This window comes from Pseudomonas tremae, from assembly GCF_001401155.1.
GTDB lineage: Bacteria > Pseudomonadota > Gammaproteobacteria > Pseudomonadales > Pseudomonadaceae > Aquipseudomonas > Aquipseudomonas tremae.
The window spans coordinates 38,974-57,884 of the sequence record NZ_LJRO01000467.1; the positions used below are offsets into that span (position 1 = coordinate 38,974).

The 18,911-nt window shown below is 59.1% G+C and carries 21 protein-coding genes; 17 read left to right on the top strand and 4 right to left on the bottom strand.

The features are described from left to right. The first annotated feature begins 3 nt into the window (after positions 1–3). The 9 genes from ALO43_RS25990 (at position 4) to trpE (ending at position 10,672) form a co-directional block, all read left to right on the top strand. Positions 4–2,052, top strand: a complete 2,049-nt coding sequence (locus ALO43_RS25990) for a sensor histidine kinase (protein WP_054998378.1) — start codon at positions 4–6, stop codon at positions 2,050–2,052. Next, positions 2,049–2,678, top strand: a complete 630-nt coding sequence (locus ALO43_RS25995) for a response regulator (protein WP_024669237.1) — start codon at positions 2,049–2,051, stop codon at positions 2,676–2,678. The genes ALO43_RS25990 and ALO43_RS25995 overlap by 4 nt, the downstream gene beginning before the upstream one ends. 416 nt (positions 2,679–3,094) lie before the next feature. Beyond that, positions 3,095–4,219: an ABC transporter ATP-binding protein gene (locus tag ALO43_RS26000; RefSeq protein ID WP_005896646.1), complete on the top strand. Its 1,125-nt coding sequence runs from the start codon at positions 3,095–3,097 to the stop codon at positions 4,217–4,219. Positions 4,220–4,301: 82 nt separating this feature from the next. Beyond that, positions 4,302–5,336 (top strand): polyamine ABC transporter substrate-binding protein, encoded by a 1,035-nt coding sequence (locus ALO43_RS26005; RefSeq protein ID WP_053931845.1) that lies wholly within the window; start codon positions 4,302–4,304, stop codon positions 5,334–5,336. 75 nt (positions 5,337–5,411) lie between these two features. Next, positions 5,412–6,659 (top strand): ABC transporter permease, encoded by a 1,248-nt coding sequence (locus ALO43_RS26010; RefSeq protein WP_054998379.1) that lies wholly within the window; start codon positions 5,412–5,414, stop codon positions 6,657–6,659. Positions 6,660–6,670: 11 nt separating this feature from the next. Beyond that, a complete protein-coding gene (locus ALO43_RS26015; protein ID WP_005896652.1) occupies positions 6,671–7,492 on the top strand; it encodes an ABC transporter permease in 822 nt (273 codons plus the stop codon). Positions 7,493–7,630: 138 nt separating this feature from the next. After that, complete coding sequence (gene rpe / locus ALO43_RS26020; protein ID WP_024670570.1) at positions 7,631–8,305, top strand: ribulose-phosphate 3-epimerase; 675 nt, start codon at positions 7,631–7,633, stop codon at positions 8,303–8,305. Further along, positions 8,302–9,120, top strand: coding sequence for a phosphoglycolate phosphatase (locus ALO43_RS26025; protein WP_024690880.1), 819 nt, complete (start codon positions 8,302–8,304; stop codon positions 9,118–9,120). Before rpe ends, ALO43_RS26025 begins: the two co-directional genes overlap by 4 nt. Before the next feature lie 70 nt (positions 9,121–9,190). Beyond that, positions 9,191–10,672, top strand: coding sequence for an anthranilate synthase component I (trpE, locus tag ALO43_RS26030; RefSeq protein WP_054998380.1), 1,482 nt, complete (start codon positions 9,191–9,193; stop codon positions 10,670–10,672). Positions 10,673–10,747: 75 nt separating this feature from the next. On the opposite strand, the gene estP is transcribed toward trpE, so the two are convergent. From estP to ALO43_RS26050, 4 genes are all read right to left on the bottom strand, one after another. Beyond that, the gene (gene estP / locus ALO43_RS26035; protein ID WP_042932975.1) at positions 10,748–12,670 is read right to left on the bottom strand and encodes an esterase EstP; all 1,923 of its coding nucleotides are present in this window, start codon (positions 12,668–12,670) and stop codon (positions 10,748–10,750) included. Between the two features lie 105 nt (positions 12,671–12,775). After that, positions 12,776–13,018, bottom strand: a complete 243-nt coding sequence (locus ALO43_RS26040; protein WP_005896663.1) for a pyocin activator PrtN family protein — start codon at positions 13,016–13,018, stop codon at positions 12,776–12,778. A 122-nt stretch (positions 13,019–13,140) separates the two neighbouring features. Beyond that, the gene (locus ALO43_RS26045; RefSeq protein ID WP_054998381.1) at positions 13,141–13,389 is read right to left on the bottom strand and encodes a DUF1654 domain-containing protein; all 249 of its coding nucleotides are present in this window, start codon (positions 13,387–13,389) and stop codon (positions 13,141–13,143) included. A gap of 151 nt (positions 13,390–13,540) precedes the next feature. Continuing rightward, the gene (locus ALO43_RS26050) at positions 13,541–14,152 is read right to left on the bottom strand and encodes a LexA family protein (RefSeq protein ID WP_024670566.1); all 612 of its coding nucleotides are present in this window, start codon (positions 14,150–14,152) and stop codon (positions 13,541–13,543) included. A 189-nt stretch (positions 14,153–14,341) separates the two neighbouring features. Here ALO43_RS26050 and ALO43_RS26055 point away from each other — a divergent pair, with 189 nt between their 5' ends. The 8 genes from ALO43_RS26055 (at position 14,342) to ALO43_RS26090 (ending at position 18,788) form a co-directional block, all read left to right on the top strand. Next, complete coding sequence (locus ALO43_RS26055; protein ID WP_024670565.1) at positions 14,342–14,779, top strand: hypothetical protein; 438 nt, start codon at positions 14,342–14,344, stop codon at positions 14,777–14,779. A 263-nt stretch (positions 14,780–15,042) separates the two neighbouring features. Then, positions 15,043–15,432, top strand: a complete 390-nt coding sequence (locus ALO43_RS26060) for a DUF3450 domain-containing protein (protein WP_054991418.1) — start codon at positions 15,043–15,045, stop codon at positions 15,430–15,432. After that, positions 15,413–15,751: a hypothetical protein gene (locus tag ALO43_RS26065; RefSeq protein ID WP_024670563.1), complete on the top strand. Its 339-nt coding sequence runs from the start codon at positions 15,413–15,415 to the stop codon at positions 15,749–15,751. Before ALO43_RS26060 ends, ALO43_RS26065 begins: the two co-directional genes overlap by 20 nt. 44 nt (positions 15,752–15,795) lie before the next feature. Beyond that, complete coding sequence (locus ALO43_RS26070; protein WP_024670562.1) at positions 15,796–16,386, top strand: phage tail terminator protein; 591 nt, start codon at positions 15,796–15,798, stop codon at positions 16,384–16,386. Beyond that, on the top strand, positions 16,383–16,571 hold the full coding sequence (locus tag ALO43_RS26075) for a DUF2635 domain-containing protein (RefSeq protein ID WP_005896672.1): 189 nt from the start codon (positions 16,383–16,385) through the stop codon (positions 16,569–16,571). The genes ALO43_RS26070 and ALO43_RS26075 overlap by 4 nt, the downstream gene beginning before the upstream one ends. 18 nt (positions 16,572–16,589) lie before the next feature. Continuing rightward, on the top strand, positions 16,590–18,086 hold the full coding sequence (locus ALO43_RS26080) for a phage tail sheath subtilisin-like domain-containing protein (RefSeq protein WP_054998382.1): 1,497 nt from the start codon (positions 16,590–16,592) through the stop codon (positions 18,084–18,086). A 61-nt stretch (positions 18,087–18,147) separates the two neighbouring features. Beyond that, positions 18,148–18,495, top strand: coding sequence for a phage tail tube protein (locus tag ALO43_RS26085; protein ID WP_005896677.1), 348 nt, complete (start codon positions 18,148–18,150; stop codon positions 18,493–18,495). After that, positions 18,492–18,788 carry a phage tail assembly protein gene (locus ALO43_RS26090; protein WP_054998383.1) on the top strand — a complete coding sequence of 99 codons (297 nt, stop codon included), beginning with the start codon at positions 18,492–18,494 and terminating at the stop codon, positions 18,786–18,788. The genes ALO43_RS26085 and ALO43_RS26090 overlap by 4 nt, the downstream gene beginning before the upstream one ends. Positions 18,789–18,911: the final 123 nt, after the last annotated feature.

The window sequence follows — 18,911 nt, forward strand, 5'->3', positions numbered from 1 at the left end:
CACATGACCGCCATGCGAACACACGAGAGCGACACATTGATCATTCGTCTTCTGCGCACCGGCTTTATCGGCTGCCTGGCTTTGCTCTTGATGGTTGAGATGGCGAGTACCCAGGCTGAAGAGCCTGAAACACCTGCCGCTGCTCAGTTGAGTCCTGCACAGCGTAGCTGGCTTGATCAGCATGGTCCTTTGCGGGTCGGTCTGGTGTTGCGTGCGCCCTATGCTCAGTTCGACCAGCGTTTACAGCAGTTGTCTGGTGCCAATGTCGACCTGATGAATGCACTGGCGGCCACCCTGCCGGCCGAGTTGCTGTGGCGAAACTTTGCCGATCAGGCGTCACTGGAAAAAGCCCTGAGCAATGGTGAAATCGACGTCGCCCCCGGTTTGATGCAAACCCCTGCGGGGCTGCGTCTGTGGGTGTTTTCCGATCCGTATCTGCGGGTGTCGCAGCTGTTGATCGGCGAACGTGATGGCGGTACCGCCGTGGAACTGGAAAAACTCGACAGTCTTTCCAGGGTGGCGGTGCGTATGCCGAGCGCTACTGCCGATTACCTGCGTAGCAATTTTCCGCATTTGAACCTGCAAGGCGTGCCATTGGAGCGTCAGGTGCTGCAATTGCTGCTCAGTCAGCAGGCACGTTACGCTGTGGTGGACGAGGCGCAACTGAGTCGCCTGCTGCGTGAGCCGGAGTTCGCCGGGCTGGCGGTAGTGGGAGATATCGGCCTCCCGCAACTGCTGCGTGTGGCTTCACGGCGCGACGCGCCTGAGCTGGCAGCTATCGTCAGCGAAGCCTTGCGGGCGATTCCTGCCAGGCAGCTGGAACAACTGCATGCTCGCTGGATGCCACTCACCCCGTCGCACCTCAGTGAATCGACAAAACTCTGGAAAAACCTGTGCATCCTGCTGCTGGTGATGCTGCTGGCCTGTTTTGCCATCGTGATCTGGCAACGTCGCCAGCAGCAGGCGCTGGAGCGGGAGGTGCTCGGCGGGCGTGAAGACCTTGCCCGCCACGTCGCCAGTGAAGAGGCGCTGCGTCTAGCGCAATTTTCCATTGATCAGAGCACCGTCGGTATTCTCTGGGTCAACTGGGACAGCCGCGTGCGCTATGCCAACCGGGCGGCGGAGTCCATGCTGGGCTATGCGCCGGGGCATGTGGTTGAGCGTCCTCTGATCGATTTCGATCCCGGTCTGCACATGGATCGCTGGCTTCATCTGTGGAAGAGCGCACGTTCCAGTGAGGGCAGTCCGCAGGTGTTTGAGACCCATTGCCTGCGCGCCGATGGCAGTTTTCTGCCGGTTGACGTCTCGCTGAGCTTCCTGCGTTTTTGTGAAGCCGAATACCTGGTGGTGTTCCTCAGTGATGTCAGCGAACGCCGCCGCGCTCACGATCAGCTACGCGAATTGTCCGCGCACCTGGAAAGCGTGCGCGAGGAGGAAAAAGGCCGTATTGCCAGGGAAGTTCATGACGAGTTGGGCCAGATGTTGACGGTCTTGAAGCTGGAGACGTCGATGTGCGAGCTGGCGTATGCCAGTCTCGACCCTGGCTTGAGTGAGCGGCTGGACAGCATGAAGCGCCTCATTGCCCAGTTGTTTCAGCTGGTGCGTGATGTCGCCACTGCGCTACGGCCGCCGATTCTCGACGCCGGCATTGCCTCGGCGATCGAATGGCAGGCACGCCGTTTCGAGGCGCGTACGCAGATTCCCTGTCTGGTGCAAGTGCCTGACAATCTTCCGTTGCTCAGTGATACCAAGGCTACCGGCATGTTCCGGATTCTTCAGGAGGCGTTGACCAACGTCATGCGTCATGCCGAGGCGCATACGGTGGACATCAGCCTGACGCTGCAAGACCAGATGCTATGCATGACCATCGCCGATGACGGAAAGGGCTTTGTCATCGAGTCGGGCAGGGCGGTTTCATTCGGTCTGGTCGGGATGCGCGAGCGTGTGCTGATGCTCGGCGGCAGACTGGAGCTGGACAGCGAGCCAGGAGAGGGCACAACCTTGCGCGCGTTCATCCCGCTGGACCCCACCGCTCAGGAGCGACAACCGTGATTCGTGTTTTGGTAGCTGAAGATCACACTATCGTGCGTGAAGGGATCAAGCAGCTGATTGGCCTGGCCAGGGATCTGCAAGTGGTGGGCGAGGCCAGCAATGGCGAGCAGTTGCTTGAGACCCTGCGCCATGTGGCCTGTGAAGTGGTATTGCTGGATATTTCCATGCCAGGCGTTAACGGCCTGGAGGCGATTCCGCGGATTCGTGCACTGGTCAATCCGCCAGCGATCCTGGTGTTGTCAATGCACAACGAGGCGCAAATGGCAGCGCGCGCCTTGAAAGTCGGCGCCGCAGGTTATGCAACCAAGGACAGCGACCCTGCACTGCTGCTGACGGCTATTCGCCGGGTCGCGGCAGGCGGGCGTTATATCGACCCCGATCTTGCCGACCGCATGGTCTTCGAAGTAGGCCTTACCGATAACCGGCCTTTGCATTCGCTACTGTCGGAGCGCGAGTTTTCGGTGTTCGAGCGTCTGGCTCAGGGCGCCAATGTCAACGACATCGCCCAGCAACTGGCCCTGAGCAGCAAGACCATCAGCACCCACAAGGCGCGGTTGATGCAGAAAATGAAGCTCAACTCGCTGGCCGACCTCGTCAAATACGCGATGGAGCACAAACTGCTCTGAGTCTGAAAACGACACCTCAGCAGAGTGTCGGGCCGATGCTTTGCTCATCGCTATGCGTGCGCCCTGAAGAGCCTGGAATCTGAGCTTCTGCCCAAAGGGCGTGGGAGCTTCAGGAGGTTACGACGGCTGCGATGGGCTGCGAAGCGGCCCCAAAACCGGCCATCTTGATTAATCTGACCTAGTGAGGTCGCCGGTCTTGCTTCCGGTCCCCGGCAGTTCGCGGACAAGTCCGCTACCACACTGCCCCCTTAGTGGATAACGATGGTCTCAACTAGCTCAATCGCGCCATCTCTGTAGGGCAATTCCTACGCCTAGCCTTCCAGCTTGCCTGGGTGATTCTCTCTCGGCCCCCGATTTGCGGGGGATGCAGGCTGCTCTAGTCTTGGGCCTACGCAGACAAAACAAAGGTGTGGGTGATGAGCGACGTCGATACAAGCGCTGGGGCAAATGATGTTCTGGTCAGCTTTCGTGGTGTGCAAAAGAGCTACGACGGCGAAGCACTGATCGTCAAAGACCTTAACCTAGACATTCGCAAAGGCGAATTCCTGACCCTGCTTGGCCCGTCCGGCTCTGGCAAGACCACCAGCCTGATGATGCTGGCCGGCTTCGAAACGCCAACGGCGGGCGAAATCCTCCTGGGTGGTCGTGCCATTAATAACGTGCCACCGCACAAGCGCGATATCGGCATGGTGTTTCAGAACTACGCTCTGTTCCCGCACATGACGGTTGCCGAGAACCTCGCGTTCCCGCTGACGGTGCGCGGCATGAGCAAAACGGATGTCGGCGAGAAGGTCAAAAAAGCATTGGGCATGGTCCAGCTGGACACGTTCGCGCATCGCTACCCTGCGCAGTTGTCCGGCGGTCAGCAGCAGCGTGTGGCTTTGGCGCGTGCGCTGGTGTTCGAACCGCAACTGGTGCTGATGGACGAACCGCTCGGCGCGCTCGACAAGCAACTGCGTGAGCACATGCAGATGGAGATCAAACACCTGCATCAGCGCCTAGGCGTGACCGTGGTCTATGTGACCCACGACCAGGGTGAAGCCCTGACCATGTCAGACCGGGTTGCGGTGTTCCATCAGGGCGAGATCCAGCAGATCGCGCCGCCGCGCAGCCTGTACGAGGAACCGAAAAATACCTTTGTGGCCAACTTCATCGGCGAGAACAACCGGCTCAACGGGCGGCTGGTCAGCCAGGACGGCGACCGCTGCGTGGTCGAGCTGGAGCGCGGTGAGAAAATACACGCGCTGGCAATCAACGTCGGCCAGCCGGGTGGCCCGGTGACGCTGTCCATCAGGCCCGAGCGCATCCATCTCAACGGCCGGAGCGAAAGCTGTGCCAACCGTTTTTCCGGTCGTGTGGCCGAGTTCATTTACCTCGGTGATCACGTTCGTGTGCGTCTTGAAGTAGCAGGCAAGACCGACTTCTTCGTTAAACAGCCTATCGCCGAACTGGACTCGACACTGAACGTGGGCGACGTGGTGCCCATCGGCTGGCAAGTCGAGCATGTGCGTGCGCTCGATCCCTTGCAGCAAGTGCATTGATCTACCGACAAAAGCAATAACAGAGGCGACCTGATCGCTCATCCCAATCGCTTACCAACACTGCTCGTGGAGAAAAGAATCTATGTTGAAGTCTTTGAAGTTCACCGCCATCACGTTGGGCATGATGTGCGCTGCGCAAGCCATGGCCGCGACCGACCTGACCGTCATTTCCTTTGGCGGCGCCAACAAGGCCGCGCAGGAAAAAGCGTTCTACGCGCCTTGGGAGAAGGCCGGTAACGGCAAGATCATCGCCGGTGAGTACAACGGCGAAATGGCCAAGGTCAAAACCATGGTCGACACCAAAAGCGTTTCCTGGGACCTGGTAGAAGTCGAATCGCCAGAACTGGCTCGCGGCTGCGACGAAGACATGTTCGAGGAACTCGACCCGAAACTGCTCGGCAATGCCGCTGATTTCGTTCCCGGCGCCATCACCACCTGTGGCGCAGGCTTCTTCGTCTGGTCCACCGTGCTGGCCTACAACGCCGACAAGGTTGCCAGTGCTCCGAGCGGCTGGGTCGATTTCTGGGACACCAAGAAATTCCCCGGCAAGCGCGGCCTGCGCAAAGGCGCCAAGTACACACTGGAATTCGCACTGATGGCTGATGGCGTTGCACCAAAGGACGTCTACAAAGTACTGGCCAGCAAAGACGGTCAGGACCGCGCGTTCAAGAAACTCGATGAACTCAAGCCGAACATCCAGTGGTGGGAAGCGGGCGCGCAGCCACCGCAGTACCTTGCTTCCGGTGACGTGGTGATGAGTTCGGCCTACAACGGCCGTATCGCTGCCGTGCAAAAAGAGAGCAACCTGAAAGTGGTCTGGACCGGTGGGGTGTATGACTTCGACGCCTGGGCGATTCCAAAGGGCTCGAAAAACGCCGATGCAGCGAAGAAGTTCATCGCCTTCATGCTGAGCCCCGAGCAACAGAAGGTCTACTCGCAGAACATCGCCTACGGCCCGGCAAACACCCAGGCGGTCAAGCTGCTGGACAAAAAGACCCTGCAAGACATGCCGACCACACCTGAGAACATCAAGGATCAGGTGCAGATGGATGTGGCGTTCTGGACCGACAACGGCGAGTCCCTTGAGCAGCGTTTCACTGCCTGGGCTGCCAAGTAACCCGGCTGTGTGAGTCAGATCCGGGCGCTCCTGTTGCCGGGGGCGCCCCCTTGTTGAAAGATTCCGGAGTTCGCTATGGCCATCGCCGTGCCCTTGACTGAAGGCGCCAGCCCCACTTTGAAGCAACGCCTCGCTCGCGCCGAGCGGGTCAACCGCTGGAAGGCTCAGGCATTGATCGCGCCGTTGGTGATTTTCCTGCTGTTGGTGTTTCTGGTGCCCATCGCCGCGCTGCTCTACAAGAGTGTCGGCAACCCTGAGGTCGTGACTGCATTGCCGACCACCGTGGTAGAAGTGCAGAAATGGGACGGCAAAGGGCTGCCGCCCGAGTCGGTCTACAAGGCGCTGAGCCTGGACTTGGCTGAAACGCGCAAGAATTCCACGCTGGGTGACCTGTCCAAGCGTCTGAACATGGAGCTGGCCGGTTATCGCAGCCTGCTCAGCAAGACCGCCCGCGCGCTACCGTTCAAGACCGAACCGGCTTCCTATAAAGAAGCGCTGGAGGCACTGGATGAACGTTGGGGCGACCCCGCCTACTGGCAGGCGGTGCGCCGCAACACCAAAAGCGTCACGCCGTATTACCTGTTGGCGGCGTTGGACCATCGCATCGATGATCTGGGCGAAGTGGCCCCCGCGACCCCGGACCAGGCGATCTATCTGGATATATTCGCCCGCACCTTTTGGATGGGCCTGGTGATCACCGCGATCTGTCTGGTGCTGGCCTATCCGCTGGCGTACCTGCTGGCCAACCTGCCGGCACGGCAAAGCAACCTGCTGATGATCCTGGTGCTGCTGCCGTTCTGGACCTCGATTCTGGTGCGTGTGGCGGCCTGGATTGTGCTGCTGCAATCGAGCGGGCTGATCAACAGCGCGCTGCTGGCGATGGGCATTATCGACAAGCCGCTGGAACTGGTCTTCAACCGGGTCGGCGTGTACATCTCGATGGTGCACATCATGCTGCCGTTCATGATCCTGCCGATCTACAGCGTGATGAAAAACATCTCCCCGACCTACATGCGTGCTGCCATTTCGCTGGGCTGCCACCCGTTTGCCAGCTTCTGGCGCGTGTACTTCCCGCAGACCTACGCGGGGATAGGTGCCGGCTGCCTGCTGGTGTTCATTCTGTCGATCGGCTACTACATCACCCCGGCCTTGCTGGGCAGCCCGAATGACCAGATGGTCAGTTATTTCGTGGCTTTCTACACCAACACCAGCATCAATTGGGGCATGGCAACCGCGCTTGGCGGGTTGCTGTTGTTGGCAACCATCGTGCTTTACCTGATTTATAGCTGGCTGGTCGGCGCCAGCCGCCTGCGATTGAGCTGAGGAGCGCCACCATGTTGAATCCATACACATCGCCGATCGAGCGCATCTGGTATTACGCCTTGCGCATCCTCTGCGCGCTGATCCTGCTCTTTCTCGTGCTGCCGGTGCTGGTCATCGTGCCACTGTCATTCAACTCAGGCAGCTTTCTGGTCTACCCGCTGCAAGGCTTCTCGTTGCAGTGGTATCAGGATTTCTTCCATTCTGCGGAATGGATGCGCGCCTTGAAAAACAGCATGATCGTCGCCCCGGCGGCGACATTGCTGGCGATGGGCTTCGGCACGCTGGCGGCGATTGGCCTGACACGCGGCAACTTTCCCGGCAAGGCGCTGGTCATGGCCCTGGTGATTTCGCCGATGGTGGTGCCGGTGGTGATCGTCGGTGTCGCCAGTTACCTGTTCTTCGCGCCTCTGGGCCTGGGCAACAGTTACACCTCGCTGATTCTGGTCCATGCCGTATTGGGCGTGCCGTTCGTCATCATTACCGTTTCAGCGACATTGCAGGGCTTCAATCACAACCTGGTGCGCGCCGCTGCGAGCCTTGGCGCATCGCCGCTGACAGCCTTCCGCCGCGTGACCCTGCCATTGATCGCGCCGGGGGTGATCTCCGGTGCGCTGTTTGCCTTCGCCACCTCGTTCGACGAAGTGGTCGTCACGCTGTTTCTGGCCGGGCCGGAGCAGGCAACCTTGCCCCGGCAGATGTTCAGCGGCATCCGCGAAAACCTCAGCCCGACCATCGCTGCCGCAGCGACTCTGCTGATCGGCTTTTCGGTGTTACTGCTGCTGGTGCTGGAGTGGTTGAGGGGGCGTAGCGAAAAGCTGAGAACGGCTCAGTAATCGGGAGGCCGCCAGGCGCGGCAGGTTTCGGGTTGCACGCTGAAGCAAATCCATAGGCATGCAGCTTGAGGCTTACCGCTCCAGGCCCCGGTTGGCATACAATGCGCACCACCGTGATTCTGCTCAAACAGGTGCGTCATGCAGCCCTTCGTTATTGCCCCATCGATCCTTTCCGCTGACTTCGCCCGTCTGGGTGAGGAAGTCGACAACGTGCTGTCCTGCGGCGCTGATTTCGTTCACTTCGATGTCATGGACAATCATTACGTCCCGAACCTCACTATCGGCCCGATGGTGTGCAGCGCGCTGCGCAAATATGGCGTCACTGCACCGATTGACGTGCACCTGATGGTCAGCCCGGTGGATCGCATCATCGGCGATTTCATCGAAGCCGGTGCCACCTACATCACCTTTCACCCGGAAGCGACCCAGCATATCGACCGTTCGCTGCAGTTGATCCACGAAGGCGGCTGCAAGGCCGGTCTGGTGTTTAACCCTGCAACGCCGTTGAACCTGCTGGAGTACGTGATGGACAAGGTCGACATGATCCTGCTCATGAGCGTCAACCCGGGTTTCGGCGGACAGAAGTTCATTCCCGGTACGCTCAACAAGCTGCGCGAAGCACGAGCGCTGATCGATGCGTCGGGCCGCGATATCCGTCTGGAAATCGACGGTGGCGTCAATGTCAATAACATCCGCGAAATCGCGGCGGCAGGTGCCGATACCTTCGTCGCAGGCTCGGCGATTTTCAACGCCCCGGACTATCGCGAAGTGATCGACAAGATGCGCGCAGAACTGGCGTCTGCCCGCGCATGAGCGGCTTTGAAAAGCTGTTTGCAGGCCAACTGCCCAAGCTGATCATGTTCGACCTGGACGGCACTCTGGTGGACTCGGTTCCCGACCTCGCTGTTGCAGTCGACAAAATGCTGGCTGAGCTGGGCCGGCCACCTGCAGGTCTGGAGTCGGTTCGTGGCTGGGTCGGCAACGGTGCGCCAGTGCTGGTGCGCCGTGCGCTTGCCAATAACCTCGAGCACAGCAGTGTCGACGATGCGCTGGCCGAGCGGGGGCTGGATATCTTCATGCGCGCCTATGCCGAAAAGCACGAGTTCACTGTGGTGTATCCGGGCGTGCGCGAAACCTTGAAGTGGTTGCAGAAGATGGGCGTCGAGATGGCCCTGATCACCAACAAGCCGGAGCGCTTCGTTGCGCCACTGCTGGATGAAATGAAGCTAGGGCGCTTTTTTCGCTGGATCATCGGCGGCGATACCATGCCGCAGAAAAAACCCGACCCTGCCGCGTTGTTTTTCGTGATGAAGATGGCCGGTGTTCCTGCCTCGCAGTCACTGTTTGTCGGCGATTCGCGCAGTGATGTGCTGGCTGCGAAGGGTGCCGGTGTAGCCTGCGTTGCATTGAGCTATGGCTACAACCACGGCAGGCCGATTGCCGAGGAAAACCCGGCGATGGTCATTGATGATCTGCGCAGATTGATTCCCGGTTGCCTGGATCTGGACGCTGAGATACTGTTGCCCGACGTCAAACGTCCCTCCTCAAGAGAATCCATCGTGGTGGTCACTCGCAAACTCTGGATGAAAGTCATCAAGGCCCTGGCCCGCTGGCGTTGGCGCGCCTGACTTGATTCTGGCCGGCCCGCCGGCACGTTTGCCTACCTGACCGTTTTGTCCTCAAACCACGAGGTTGCTCATGAACCGTGAAGAATTCCTGCGTTTGGCTGCACAAGGCTATAACCGCATCCCGCTTGCCCGCGAAACCCTGGCTGACTTCGACACACCTTTGTCGATCTATCTGAAGCTGGCCGATCAGCCCAACTCCTACTTGCTGGAGTCGGTGCAGGGCGGCGAGAAATGGGGCCGTTATTCGATCATCGGCCTGCCATGCCGTACCGTGATGCGTGTTCATGGCCATCACGTCAGCGTGACTCAGGACGGTGTCGAGGTCGAAAGCCTCGATGTCGAAGACCCGCTGGACTTCGTCGAGACCTTTAAAGCGCGCTACAACGTGCCCACCATTGCAGGGCTGCCGCGTTTCAATGGCGGGCTGGTTGGCTACTTTGGTTATGACTGCGTACGTTACGTCGAAAAGCGCCTGGCCAATTGTCCAAACCCGGACCCGTTAGGCGTGCCGGATATCCTGTTGATGGTGTCCGATGCTGTAGTGGTGTTCGACAACCTCGCAGGCAAGATGCACGCCATCGTGCTGGCTGATCCTGCGCACAAGGACGCTTATGCCAGTGGCGTTGCGCAGCTTGACGAGCTGATGAACAAATTGCGTCAACCGATCACGCCGCGTCGTGGTCTGGATCTCGACAGGCCGCCAGCGGCCGATCCTGTGTTCCGCTCCAGCTTTACCCAGGATAACTACGAGACCTCGGTCGACACGATCAAGCAGTACATCCTCGCAGGCGACGTCATGCAGGTTGTGCCATCACAACGTATGTCCATCGACTTCACCGCGGCGCCTATCGATCTGTACCGGGCGCTGCGTTGCTTCAACCCGACGCCTTACATGTACTTCTTCAACTTCGGCGACTTCCATGTGGTTGGCAGTTCGCCGGAAGTGCTGGTGCGGGTCGAGGATAATCTGATCACAGTGCGTCCCATCGCCGGAACCCGCCCTCGCGGCGCGACCGAAGAGGAGGATATTGCGCTGGAAGAAGACCTGCTCTCCGACCATAAGGAAATCGCCGAGCACCTGATGCTCATCGATCTGGGGCGCAATGACGTCGGTCGGGTGTCCGAGACAGGCACGGTGAAACTGACCGAGAAGATGGTGATCGAGCGTTACTCCAACGTGATGCACATTGTGTCCAACGTCACCGGCCAGCTGAAAAGTGGACTGACGGCGATGGATGCGTTGCGGGCGATTCTGCCGGCCGGGACGTTGTCCGGCGCGCCGAAAATCCGCGCCATGGAAATCATCGACGAGCTGGAGCCGGTGAAACGTGGCGTCTACGGCGGCGCTGTAGGTTATATGGCGTGGAACGGCAACATGGACACCGCTATCGCGATCCGTACTGCAGTGATCAAGGACGGTGAACTGCATGTGCAAGCCGGCGGCGGCATCGTTGCCGACTCGGTGCCAGCATTGGAATGGGAAGAAACCCTGAACAAACGTCGAGCCATGTTCCGCGCTGTCGCCTTGGCCTCGCAGACCGCCAAGGACTGAGCCGGCTGGATGCGCACGCTGGAGCATGGGCACGATAGTTCAAGGATTATCGTTCCTCACGCTCCAGCGTCTTTTTTAGAAACTCAGACTCAACGCGACATTCACCCCTTGCTGCGTCACGTCGTCGTTCTTGCGCCAGTTGTAGTTGCCGCGCAGTGTCAGGTCCTGGGTGAGTTTCTGGCTCACGCCCAGCGTCGCCCGGTTCAGGTCACGTTGCGGTGTGTAGCCCTCCAGGGTGAAGTCGACTGACTGTACGCTGTTGAGTGACATGGTCACGTTCTGCTGATCGGTCTCGAACTCCCGCTCACGCGCTACTTCTCCCCACACTTGCGTCGTCGGGGTGACCTGGAACTTGCCTTGCAGGCCCACGCCTGCGCGTTTGGATTTTCGGGTCTGATCGCTGAAGGTCAGTGCTGTAGAGCGGTCGCCTTTTTCGGAATACCCATCAACATCGATATGCGCGTAATCGGCGCTGACGAACGGCGACAGGTGCCAACGACTGGCAGCACCCGCTATGTCGAAACCGACTCGTCCGCTGACGGCCCACATTTCGCCATCGGTATCGCCTTTTTCCTGGCCTTCGCTGACGCCCAAGGCAAACTTGCGCTCGGCACTCTCGTAGTCAAGCTTGCCGCCCGAGGCTGCCAGATCGCCCCACCAGTGGTTGGCCTGATACTGCAGAAACGCAGTGGCAATGTAGCTGTTGAGCTTGTAATCGGAGTCCTTTGGACCGGCTTCCAGACTCTGTCGATACGCCCCTACAACAACCCCCGTGCGCCAGTTTTCGGCAAAACGGTAGCTGCCGCCAATGGTCAGGTTGTAGCCTCGACCGTCAGCGTCGGCCGAGCTGTCCTGTGCATCAAAGTCCATCTTCTGGCCGCCTGCCGAAAGCATGCTCTGCCACTGCCCGACACCTTGCCAGTTACCCCAGTCGCTGAGCCATTGCGCACGAATTTCGTCCTGATGCATGCGTAGCGCCCCATTGGCCATTTCCGGCAGCAAGGTGATTTCCCAAGGGGCCGAGAGCAGCGAATAGGCGTAGTCGGCCAGCAACCGCTGACCGGCTTCGGTAGGGTGGACGCGGTCATTGAAAAACACCCGGTTTGGGTTCGGCGTCGCGCTGGACCTGCCGTTGGTCGCACTTTCTCTGCAACTGTCGCCGTTGAAGCATGTGGCAATCAGATTCTCATTAGGATCGAAACCAAATCTCGACGGTTCAGCCAGCGTCTCGGAGATCAGCAGCGGCACGTTGAGCGGGATGATCTGCGCATTGATCTGTGCCAGACGGCTGACCAGTTGTTGATTGAAGGCAGCGCTGAGAGCCGACGTGGCGGACGCCAATGGCGTGCTGCTAAGGGCGGGCGTTTTGCCGATGTCCGGCAGCAACCAGACCATGATGTAGCGCGCTCCGGCTTGTTGCAGCGCTTGCGCACTGTCGGCGAGGCGGTTGGCGGCTTGCCCTGCGCTGTTGGCACTCAGCACTCGACCTTGCAGAAAATCGTTTCCGCCGCCGGTCAGGTAATACAGGGCATTGGGGTCAGCGCGAAAGTTGTTGGCCGGCAGGTAGCCAGTCCGGTTGCGTAGCAGCGTGCCAGAGTTGGGGTCGACGACCGTGGACTGCGAGTTTATCGAATCAAGGATCTGGTCCGTTCGATAGCCACCGACCGCCCAGTTATTGCCGTCCGGCTGACCCACTGCGGCATTGACCGGCGATGTCGACGCTGCCAGATCGGCCGCCGAGACGTTGAGCATTCTGCCGATCAGTGTCGATGAGTTCAGATTGAACACTTCACCGCTGCCGTCCTGATACGTCGGGCCCACGCGATTGGTAAAGCGCAGCGTGGATCCTGCCGGGCCAGCAGTGTCCGGGAATTGACCGGCGTCTGCCAGGCTGTCGCCGAAGACCACCATGGTCGAATAGGGCGCCGCAGTGGCGGCGCCACAAGCCAGCGATAACAGGCACGCCGCGAAGGGCCAGCGCCTTGACGTCTTGGTCATGAGAGGATCCCGGTTGTTGTTATTTTGTAGCGCGAACGTACCAAGATTTTTCAAGACTGCAAAGGTCGGCAAGGGCGCTTTCATCTTTTGCGGCGTTTTTTGAATTCACGCGGCCCTGTTGGTCACGATGTCGCTCAAGTAATCAGCCAGATCGTGCAAATACACGAACGGATGGCCCTGACGCGTGCCTCCGGTGCGGCTGACTTTTAGGGCAATACGGCCTGCGTTGATCTTGCGCAGCAGATTGCGATCATTCGACAGGTGCGAAAAATAACGCTCTCTGACGGCGCTCAACGAAGGGCATGGTGTGGCGAATTCTTTGCGAAGTTGATCCAGTATCTCGTTCATTCCATGACTCCCTGTGGTTTGCATGGTTGAGTACTCCCGAAATGGGGTGCAAACAAACAATACGATATGTAGTGAACGATGACAATACAGTTTGTATTTTAAATACGATCTGTAGTATTTTTTTACAGCGAGTCGATGTACCACCAGACGTGTGCTGTGCCGGTATCCGGGTTGCGAGTCACGGAAACCCCTTCTGCCTCGCCGATCTGTTCCAGAATCCGTTCCCAGTGTTCATGCGCTTCCCCAGGCTCTCTGACCAGCAGCACCTGATGCTCGATCTGAGCCTTGTCGCTGGCAATAGCGTCTTGAATACGTTGCGCCAGGGCCAGGTAAGCGTCGTGTTGTGGTGTGTCGAGGGTCTGTTTCAACATGCGTGAACTCCTTTTTACTGTATGTGCATACAGTAATTGAGGGGTGTTTCCCACGCAAGCTACAAATTTTTCCTACATGAGTGTCGGCCAGAACTGGAAGATCGCGCATAAAAAAGCCCCAATGATCGGGGCCTGGATGCTCGGCAAAACGTTAAAGGCGCATCGTCATTTGCCTGATAACCCCGATCAGCTTGCACTCTTCGGTCACCGGAAGGGTCGGGTAGGCGGGGTTCAGTGGTTTGAGGAAATAGCGACCGGCGTCTTCGACCAGCTTTTTGAACGTGGCTTCATTGCTCTCCGGAAGCTTGGCGATGACCAGCTTGCCGGCAGTGGGCTCGATTCCGGTATCCACCAGAATCAGCATGCCTTCGGGAATACTCTGGCCGGCGGGAGCTGTCATCGAGTCGCCACGGACGACCAGCCAGAAGGCGCGGCCCTTGGCTTTATAGTCACTGATCTCGAAGGTGTCGGTGTATCCGGCAGGGTAAGGCTCGACCGCCTCGCTCCAGCCACCGGCCTCGACCCAGCTGATCACTGGGTATCGATAGAAACGCGAAGGCTGCACCGTTTGCGCCACGTTGTTCATGCCAGGTTCGTCGGATGGAAGGGAGGTCGCGAGGATCGGCAAGCCCAGCTCGGCCAGAAATCGATTGATGACCTCGATCTTCGGTTCGCGCTTGCCATTGAGCCAATGCCCCACGGCGCCGGGCGTTACGCCCATCCGCTCAGCCATTTCTTCCTGGCTGATGTCCTGGGTTTCCATGACGTGTCTTGCGACTTCATACCATTTTCTGTTCATGGGTCGAATCATACAGGCTGTAGGGTGATCGGCAATATACATATTGTAAATGCTGGTTGTCTCTAAAAAATACAGATTGTATTGTCTGTCGCTCAAGCTTCGTGACGGGTTCGTTCGCGAGGCAGTTCAGCAAGCTCAGACAGGAAACAGACAATGATCGAGAAAGTGGAAGCGGTGATGCAGCATTGGGGCGAGCAACGCATGCGTGTCGGACTGGGCGGCGGGCTCAGCAGCCCGATGGCCGGAATAATGGAATGGGGTGCCTATATACCCCGCCGTACACCCGGTTCGCGTGCGCTGATCGGTAACGGCAGCGGCATGGACTATATAAGCAGTGAAGTCGAGGCGGCGATTGCGCAACTGGCGCGCAGCCCTGCGAAGGGGCGCGGGCCTGAATTGGCCCAGCTCGCGACGTTGCGTTACGTAGAGGCGTTGCCGGTGCGCGAACAGATGCGCCTGGTCGGTATCAATGAAGGTGCGGACCGCACCTATCGCAACTGGATCAACAAGCTTCATCAGCAAGTGCTGGCCATTCTTGCCGAGCGCAGCGCTTCCAGAAGCAATGGGGCGGCCACAAGCAAGGCAGGATAAAGGCGGATGAAAACGGTATCCGATACCGTTTATCCGGGCCGATTGCACAGCTGTGGTCGAACTCGTGTTGAACTCAGGTCAAACTCGACCAACCCCGAAATTGGCCCTTCCCAGCCTTTCCGGAGGGGGGTAAAAAGGCACCACGATATGCGATTTGCGCCTCAGGGCTGCAGCTGGAAACAGGATTTCAGACAGCGAAAACCGGTCAATCGCGACCCACCTCAGACCCCGCCCATGCGGGGTTTTTTATTCCCGGAGTACCCATGGACCCAACCGACCTAGGCCCAGGCACAGCTACCTGGCTGGGCGGCACGGGCACGATTTTGCTTGGCGGCTTTTTGTGGCTGCGCAAGTTTCTTTCAAGAGATGCAACAGACCGGGCGATGGACAACGCTGATATCGGCACGGTTCGCCGCCTCAATGAGCTGCTCGACTCTGAGCGACAGGCTCGTAAAGACGCCGAAGCGCGGGCTGATCAGTTCGCCAGGGAGCGCAACGAACTCGCGGCGGCGGTTGGCCGGATGGAGGGCAAGATCGAAGCCCTCACCAGCCACATCGTTCAGCTCACCGACAAGGTCACCACGCAGAGTGCCGAAATTGCCCGGCTGCGATCCCAGCTTGGAGGTGTCAACGATGCACAGATGCGCAATTGATTTTATCGCTCGCCACTGGTGGCGGCGGCTGGAGATCTGGTTGATCGCCGTGCTGCTGCTCGCCGGGTGCCTGATGCTTGGCTTTCAGGCCGGGCAGTGGTCGGCCAGTGCCGAGCACACCCGGCAACTGGCCGAGGTTCGGATTGCTTACGACGCAGCACTGGGCAAGCGCGATCGCCGTCTGGTCAGGCTTGCCGAAACGACGATTCAGGTGGCAGACAAGGTCGAAACCGCTGCATCTATCGCCAGCCAGGCTGCGCATGCGGCCACTCGCGCTGCGGACAAGGCGGATGAAGCGCTGGACAAGGCAAGCCAATAGGCCTTCGTCATACCTGACCAACCTTCAACACACGCGGAACCCTTATGAAAATCACCCCGATAGTTGCCCATTTGCAGGCGACCTGCCCGAGCTTTGCCGCTCGGGTCAGCGCTGGCATCGACTGGGCTGCGGTTGCTCTTGGCGACCAGCTTGCGCATCCCTCGGCTTATGTCATCGCCAGCGGCGATTCGGCCACGGCCAATGATCTGCAAAACGTCATCCGGCAGAGCATCACCGACCAGATCGACATCGTTGTGGTGCTTGAAGGCGATGACAAGCGCGGGCAGCAAGCCAACGATCAGTTGCATGCAATTCGCGCCGAATTGTGGCGCTCGCTGGTGGGCTGGAACGCTGATCGCGATTACGACGCGATGCAATACACAGGCGGTGCGCTGGTGCAGATAAGCGGTGCGCGCGTGACCTATCGCTTCGGGTTTGCCGCGCAGTTTCAGCTTGGCCGCAGCGCTGCAGATCAGCCCGCCGAAACCTGGCATGAAGCCTGGCTGGACGGTTTGCCCGGTTTCACTGGCGCCACTATCGAGATGGACTGCATCGACCCTGCAGATCCGAATCTGAAATCCCCCGGCCCTGATGGCCGTATCGAAGCGAAGTTTACAGGAGAGGTAACACCATGACTCAACGCATCACTGTAATACCGGCCGAGGGCCGCGCTGTGCCGGATCCGGAAGCGGGCGATCTGCTGCCCGTGGAAGGTCGGCAGGTCACCTTCAACGCCTGGTGGCAGCGTCGTCAGAACGACGGAGATATCACCGTTCAAACCGAGCAATCCCCCATCACTCATCAAGCCTTCACGGCCTAACCAAGAGGAAGCCAAACAATGGCTATCAGCTTTAACAACATTCCATCCGATGTCCGCGTGCCGCTGTTTTATGCGGAAATGGACAACTCTGCCGCCAACAGCGCGTCGGCCAGCATGCGCCGTCTGATTGTTGCCCAGGTCAATGACGATGTCTCCGGGCCTGAGCTCGGCTCGCTGGTGCTGGTGCCCAGCGTTGCACTGGCGAAAAACATCGGCGGTCAAGGCTCCATGCTGGCCGCCATGTACGAAACCTGGCGCAAGGCCGACCCCACCGGGGAAGTCTGGTGCCTGCCGCTGCTCAATACCGAAGGCGTCAAAGCTTCTGCAACCGTTACGCTCACGGGCGCAGCGACCGAACCTGGCCTGTTGAATCTGTATGTCGGCGGTGTGCGGGTGCAGGCGACTGTCGTCAATGGCGCGACCGCTGCGCAAGCCGCGACGGCGCTGTCGGTGAAGATCAATGCCACCCCTGACCTGCCGGTAATGGCCGCAGTCGATGCGGGTGTACTGACCCTTTCCTGCAAATGGAGCGGGGCAAGCGGCAACGACATTCATCTGGAACTCAACCGCCTGGGTAAAACCAATGGCGAAGTCATTCCAGCAGGCTTGACTGCCGCAGTGATTGCCATGACCGGTGGCGTGGGTACGCCCGATCAACTCAAGGCGCTGGCTGCGCTGGGCGACGAGCCCTTCGAGTTTTTGTGCATGCCGTGGACCGACACCAGCACGCTGGATGCCTGGAAAGCAGCAATGGACGACAGCACCGGTCGCTGGAGCTGGTCGCGTCAACTGTATGGCCATGTGTACAGCGCCAAGCGCGGTACGGTCGGCACGCTGGTCGCGGCAGGCCAACTGCGCAACGATCAGCACATCACCATTCAAGGCGTGGAAACCGGCGTTCCGCAACCGGTCTGGCTGCAGGCTGCTGCTTTGGCTGCGCGCACCGCAGTGTTCATTTCTGCCGATGCCAGCCGTCCGACTCAGAGCGGCACCATGCCCGGCCTGGACCCGGCGCCCGCCAGTCAGCGCTTCACCCTGACCGAGCGTGAATCGCTGCTGCGTTATGGCATCGCCACGGCTTACTACGAAGGTGGTTACGTACGTATTCAGCGCTCGATCACTACCTATCAGAAGAACGCTTACGGCCAGGCAGATAATTCGTACCTGGACAGCGAAACCATGCACCAGTCGGCGTTCATCATTCGTCGTCTGCAAGGCATCATCACCAGCAAGTACGGTCGCCACAAGCTGGCCAGCGATGGCACGCGCTTCGGCGCCGGTCAGCCGATCATCACGCCGAGCACCATTCGTGGCGAGTTGATTGCGCAGTACGCGCGTCTTGAAGAAGAAGGCCATGTGGAGAACGCCGAAGTGTTCGCCCAGCACCTGATCGTCGAGCGTGACGGCAATGATCCAAGCCGCGTGAACGTGATGTTCCCGCCGGATTACATCAACGGCCTGCGCGTGTTCGCGCTGCTCAACCAGTTCCGCTTGCAGTACGACGAAGCGGCATAAGCCTTACCAACCCTTTTCAAGCCCGCCTCGTGCGGGTTTTTTCATTCTGGAGATAAACAACATGGGTCAGAAAGTTGCGGGTACCTGCTACATCAAAGTGGATGGCACCCAATTGACCATCATTGGCGGCGGCGAAGCCCCTCTGATGAACATCAAGCGCGAAACCGTATTGCCGGGTTACTACAAGGAAGTCGACAAGACTGCCTGGTTGAAATTTCAGGCGCTGCACACCGCAGATCTGCCGCTCAAGCTGCTTACTACCGGTGTGGACATGACCATCACCTGTGAATTCAGCAACGGCAAGACCTACGTTCTGTCCGGCGCCTACCTGGTTGAAGAACCGTCCAGCAAGGCGGATGACGGTGCCATCGATCTTAAATTCGAAGGCAGTCAGGGGAGCTGGCAATGAGTGAAGTCATCGACCTGGTCAGCCCGATCGAAGCACACGGGGAAACCCTTTCGCAGGTGATGTTCCGGCGTCCTACCGCGCAGGAAGCGCGAGCCATCAAGGCCCTGCCGTACAAGATCGACAAGAACGAAGACGTGTCGCTGGACCTGGACGTGGCGGCGAAGTACATCGCCGTCTGCGCCGGTATTCCGCCCTCGTCGGTCAATCAGATGGACCTGTGCGACATCAACACGTTGAGCTGGAAAGTCGCGAGTTTTTTCATGGCAGCGGCATCAGCGACCTCGAAAGACTGATCGCCGTCGTTTACGACCTCGCGTATTTCTGGAAGACCGATCCGGAGCTGATGATGTCCAGGGAGCTGGACGTCATCACTGAATCGATCTTGCAGGCACAGCGCATCAACCAGATCCTGCAGG

Excerpts from the sequence above, each read along its gene's own strand:
- ALO43_RS26000 (WP_005896646.1), top strand. The coding sequence starts at position 3,095 with ATGAGCGACGTCGATACAAGCGCTGGGGCAAATGATGTTCTGGTCAGC.
- ALO43_RS26005 (WP_053931845.1), top strand. The coding sequence starts at position 4,302 with ATGTTGAAGTCTTTGAAGTTCACCGCCATCACGTTGGGCATGATGTGC.
- ALO43_RS26075 (WP_005896672.1), top strand. The coding sequence starts at position 16,383 with ATGACTCAACGCATCACTGTAATACCGGCCGAGGGCCGCGCTGTGCCG.
- rpe (WP_024670570.1), top strand. The coding sequence starts at position 7,631 with ATGCAGCCCTTCGTTATTGCCCCATCGATCCTTTCCGCTGACTTCGCC.
- ALO43_RS26025 (WP_024690880.1), top strand. The coding sequence starts at position 8,302 with ATGAGCGGCTTTGAAAAGCTGTTTGCAGGCCAACTGCCCAAGCTGATC.
- ALO43_RS26070 (WP_024670562.1), top strand. The coding sequence starts at position 15,796 with ATGAAAATCACCCCGATAGTTGCCCATTTGCAGGCGACCTGCCCGAGC.
- trpE (WP_054998380.1), top strand. The coding sequence starts at position 9,191 with ATGAACCGTGAAGAATTCCTGCGTTTGGCTGCACAAGGCTATAACCGC.
- estP (WP_042932975.1), bottom strand. The coding sequence starts at position 12,670 with ATGACCAAGACGTCAAGGCGCTGGCCCTTCGCGGCGTGCCTGTTATCG.
- ALO43_RS26015 (WP_005896652.1), top strand. The coding sequence starts at position 6,671 with ATGTTGAATCCATACACATCGCCGATCGAGCGCATCTGGTATTACGCC.
- ALO43_RS26045 (WP_054998381.1), bottom strand. The coding sequence starts at position 13,389 with ATGTTGAAACAGACCCTCGACACACCACAACACGACGCTTACCTGGCC.
- ALO43_RS26050 (WP_024670566.1), bottom strand. The coding sequence starts at position 14,152 with ATGGAAACCCAGGACATCAGCCAGGAAGAAATGGCTGAGCGGATGGGC.
- ALO43_RS26055 (WP_024670565.1), top strand. The coding sequence starts at position 14,342 with ATGATCGAGAAAGTGGAAGCGGTGATGCAGCATTGGGGCGAGCAACGC.
- ALO43_RS26010 (WP_054998379.1), top strand. The coding sequence starts at position 5,412 with ATGGCCATCGCCGTGCCCTTGACTGAAGGCGCCAGCCCCACTTTGAAG.
- ALO43_RS26080 (WP_054998382.1), top strand. The coding sequence starts at position 16,590 with ATGGCTATCAGCTTTAACAACATTCCATCCGATGTCCGCGTGCCGCTG.
- ALO43_RS26060 (WP_054991418.1), top strand. The coding sequence starts at position 15,043 with ATGGACCCAACCGACCTAGGCCCAGGCACAGCTACCTGGCTGGGCGGC.
- ALO43_RS25990 (WP_054998378.1), top strand. The coding sequence starts at position 4 with ATGACCGCCATGCGAACACACGAGAGCGACACATTGATCATTCGTCTT.
- ALO43_RS26090 (WP_054998383.1), top strand. The coding sequence starts at position 18,492 with ATGAGTGAAGTCATCGACCTGGTCAGCCCGATCGAAGCACACGGGGAA.
- ALO43_RS26040 (WP_005896663.1), bottom strand. The coding sequence starts at position 13,018 with ATGAACGAGATACTGGATCAACTTCGCAAAGAATTCGCCACACCATGC.
- ALO43_RS26065 (WP_024670563.1), top strand. The coding sequence starts at position 15,413 with ATGCACAGATGCGCAATTGATTTTATCGCTCGCCACTGGTGGCGGCGG.
- ALO43_RS26085 (WP_005896677.1), top strand. The coding sequence starts at position 18,148 with ATGGGTCAGAAAGTTGCGGGTACCTGCTACATCAAAGTGGATGGCACC.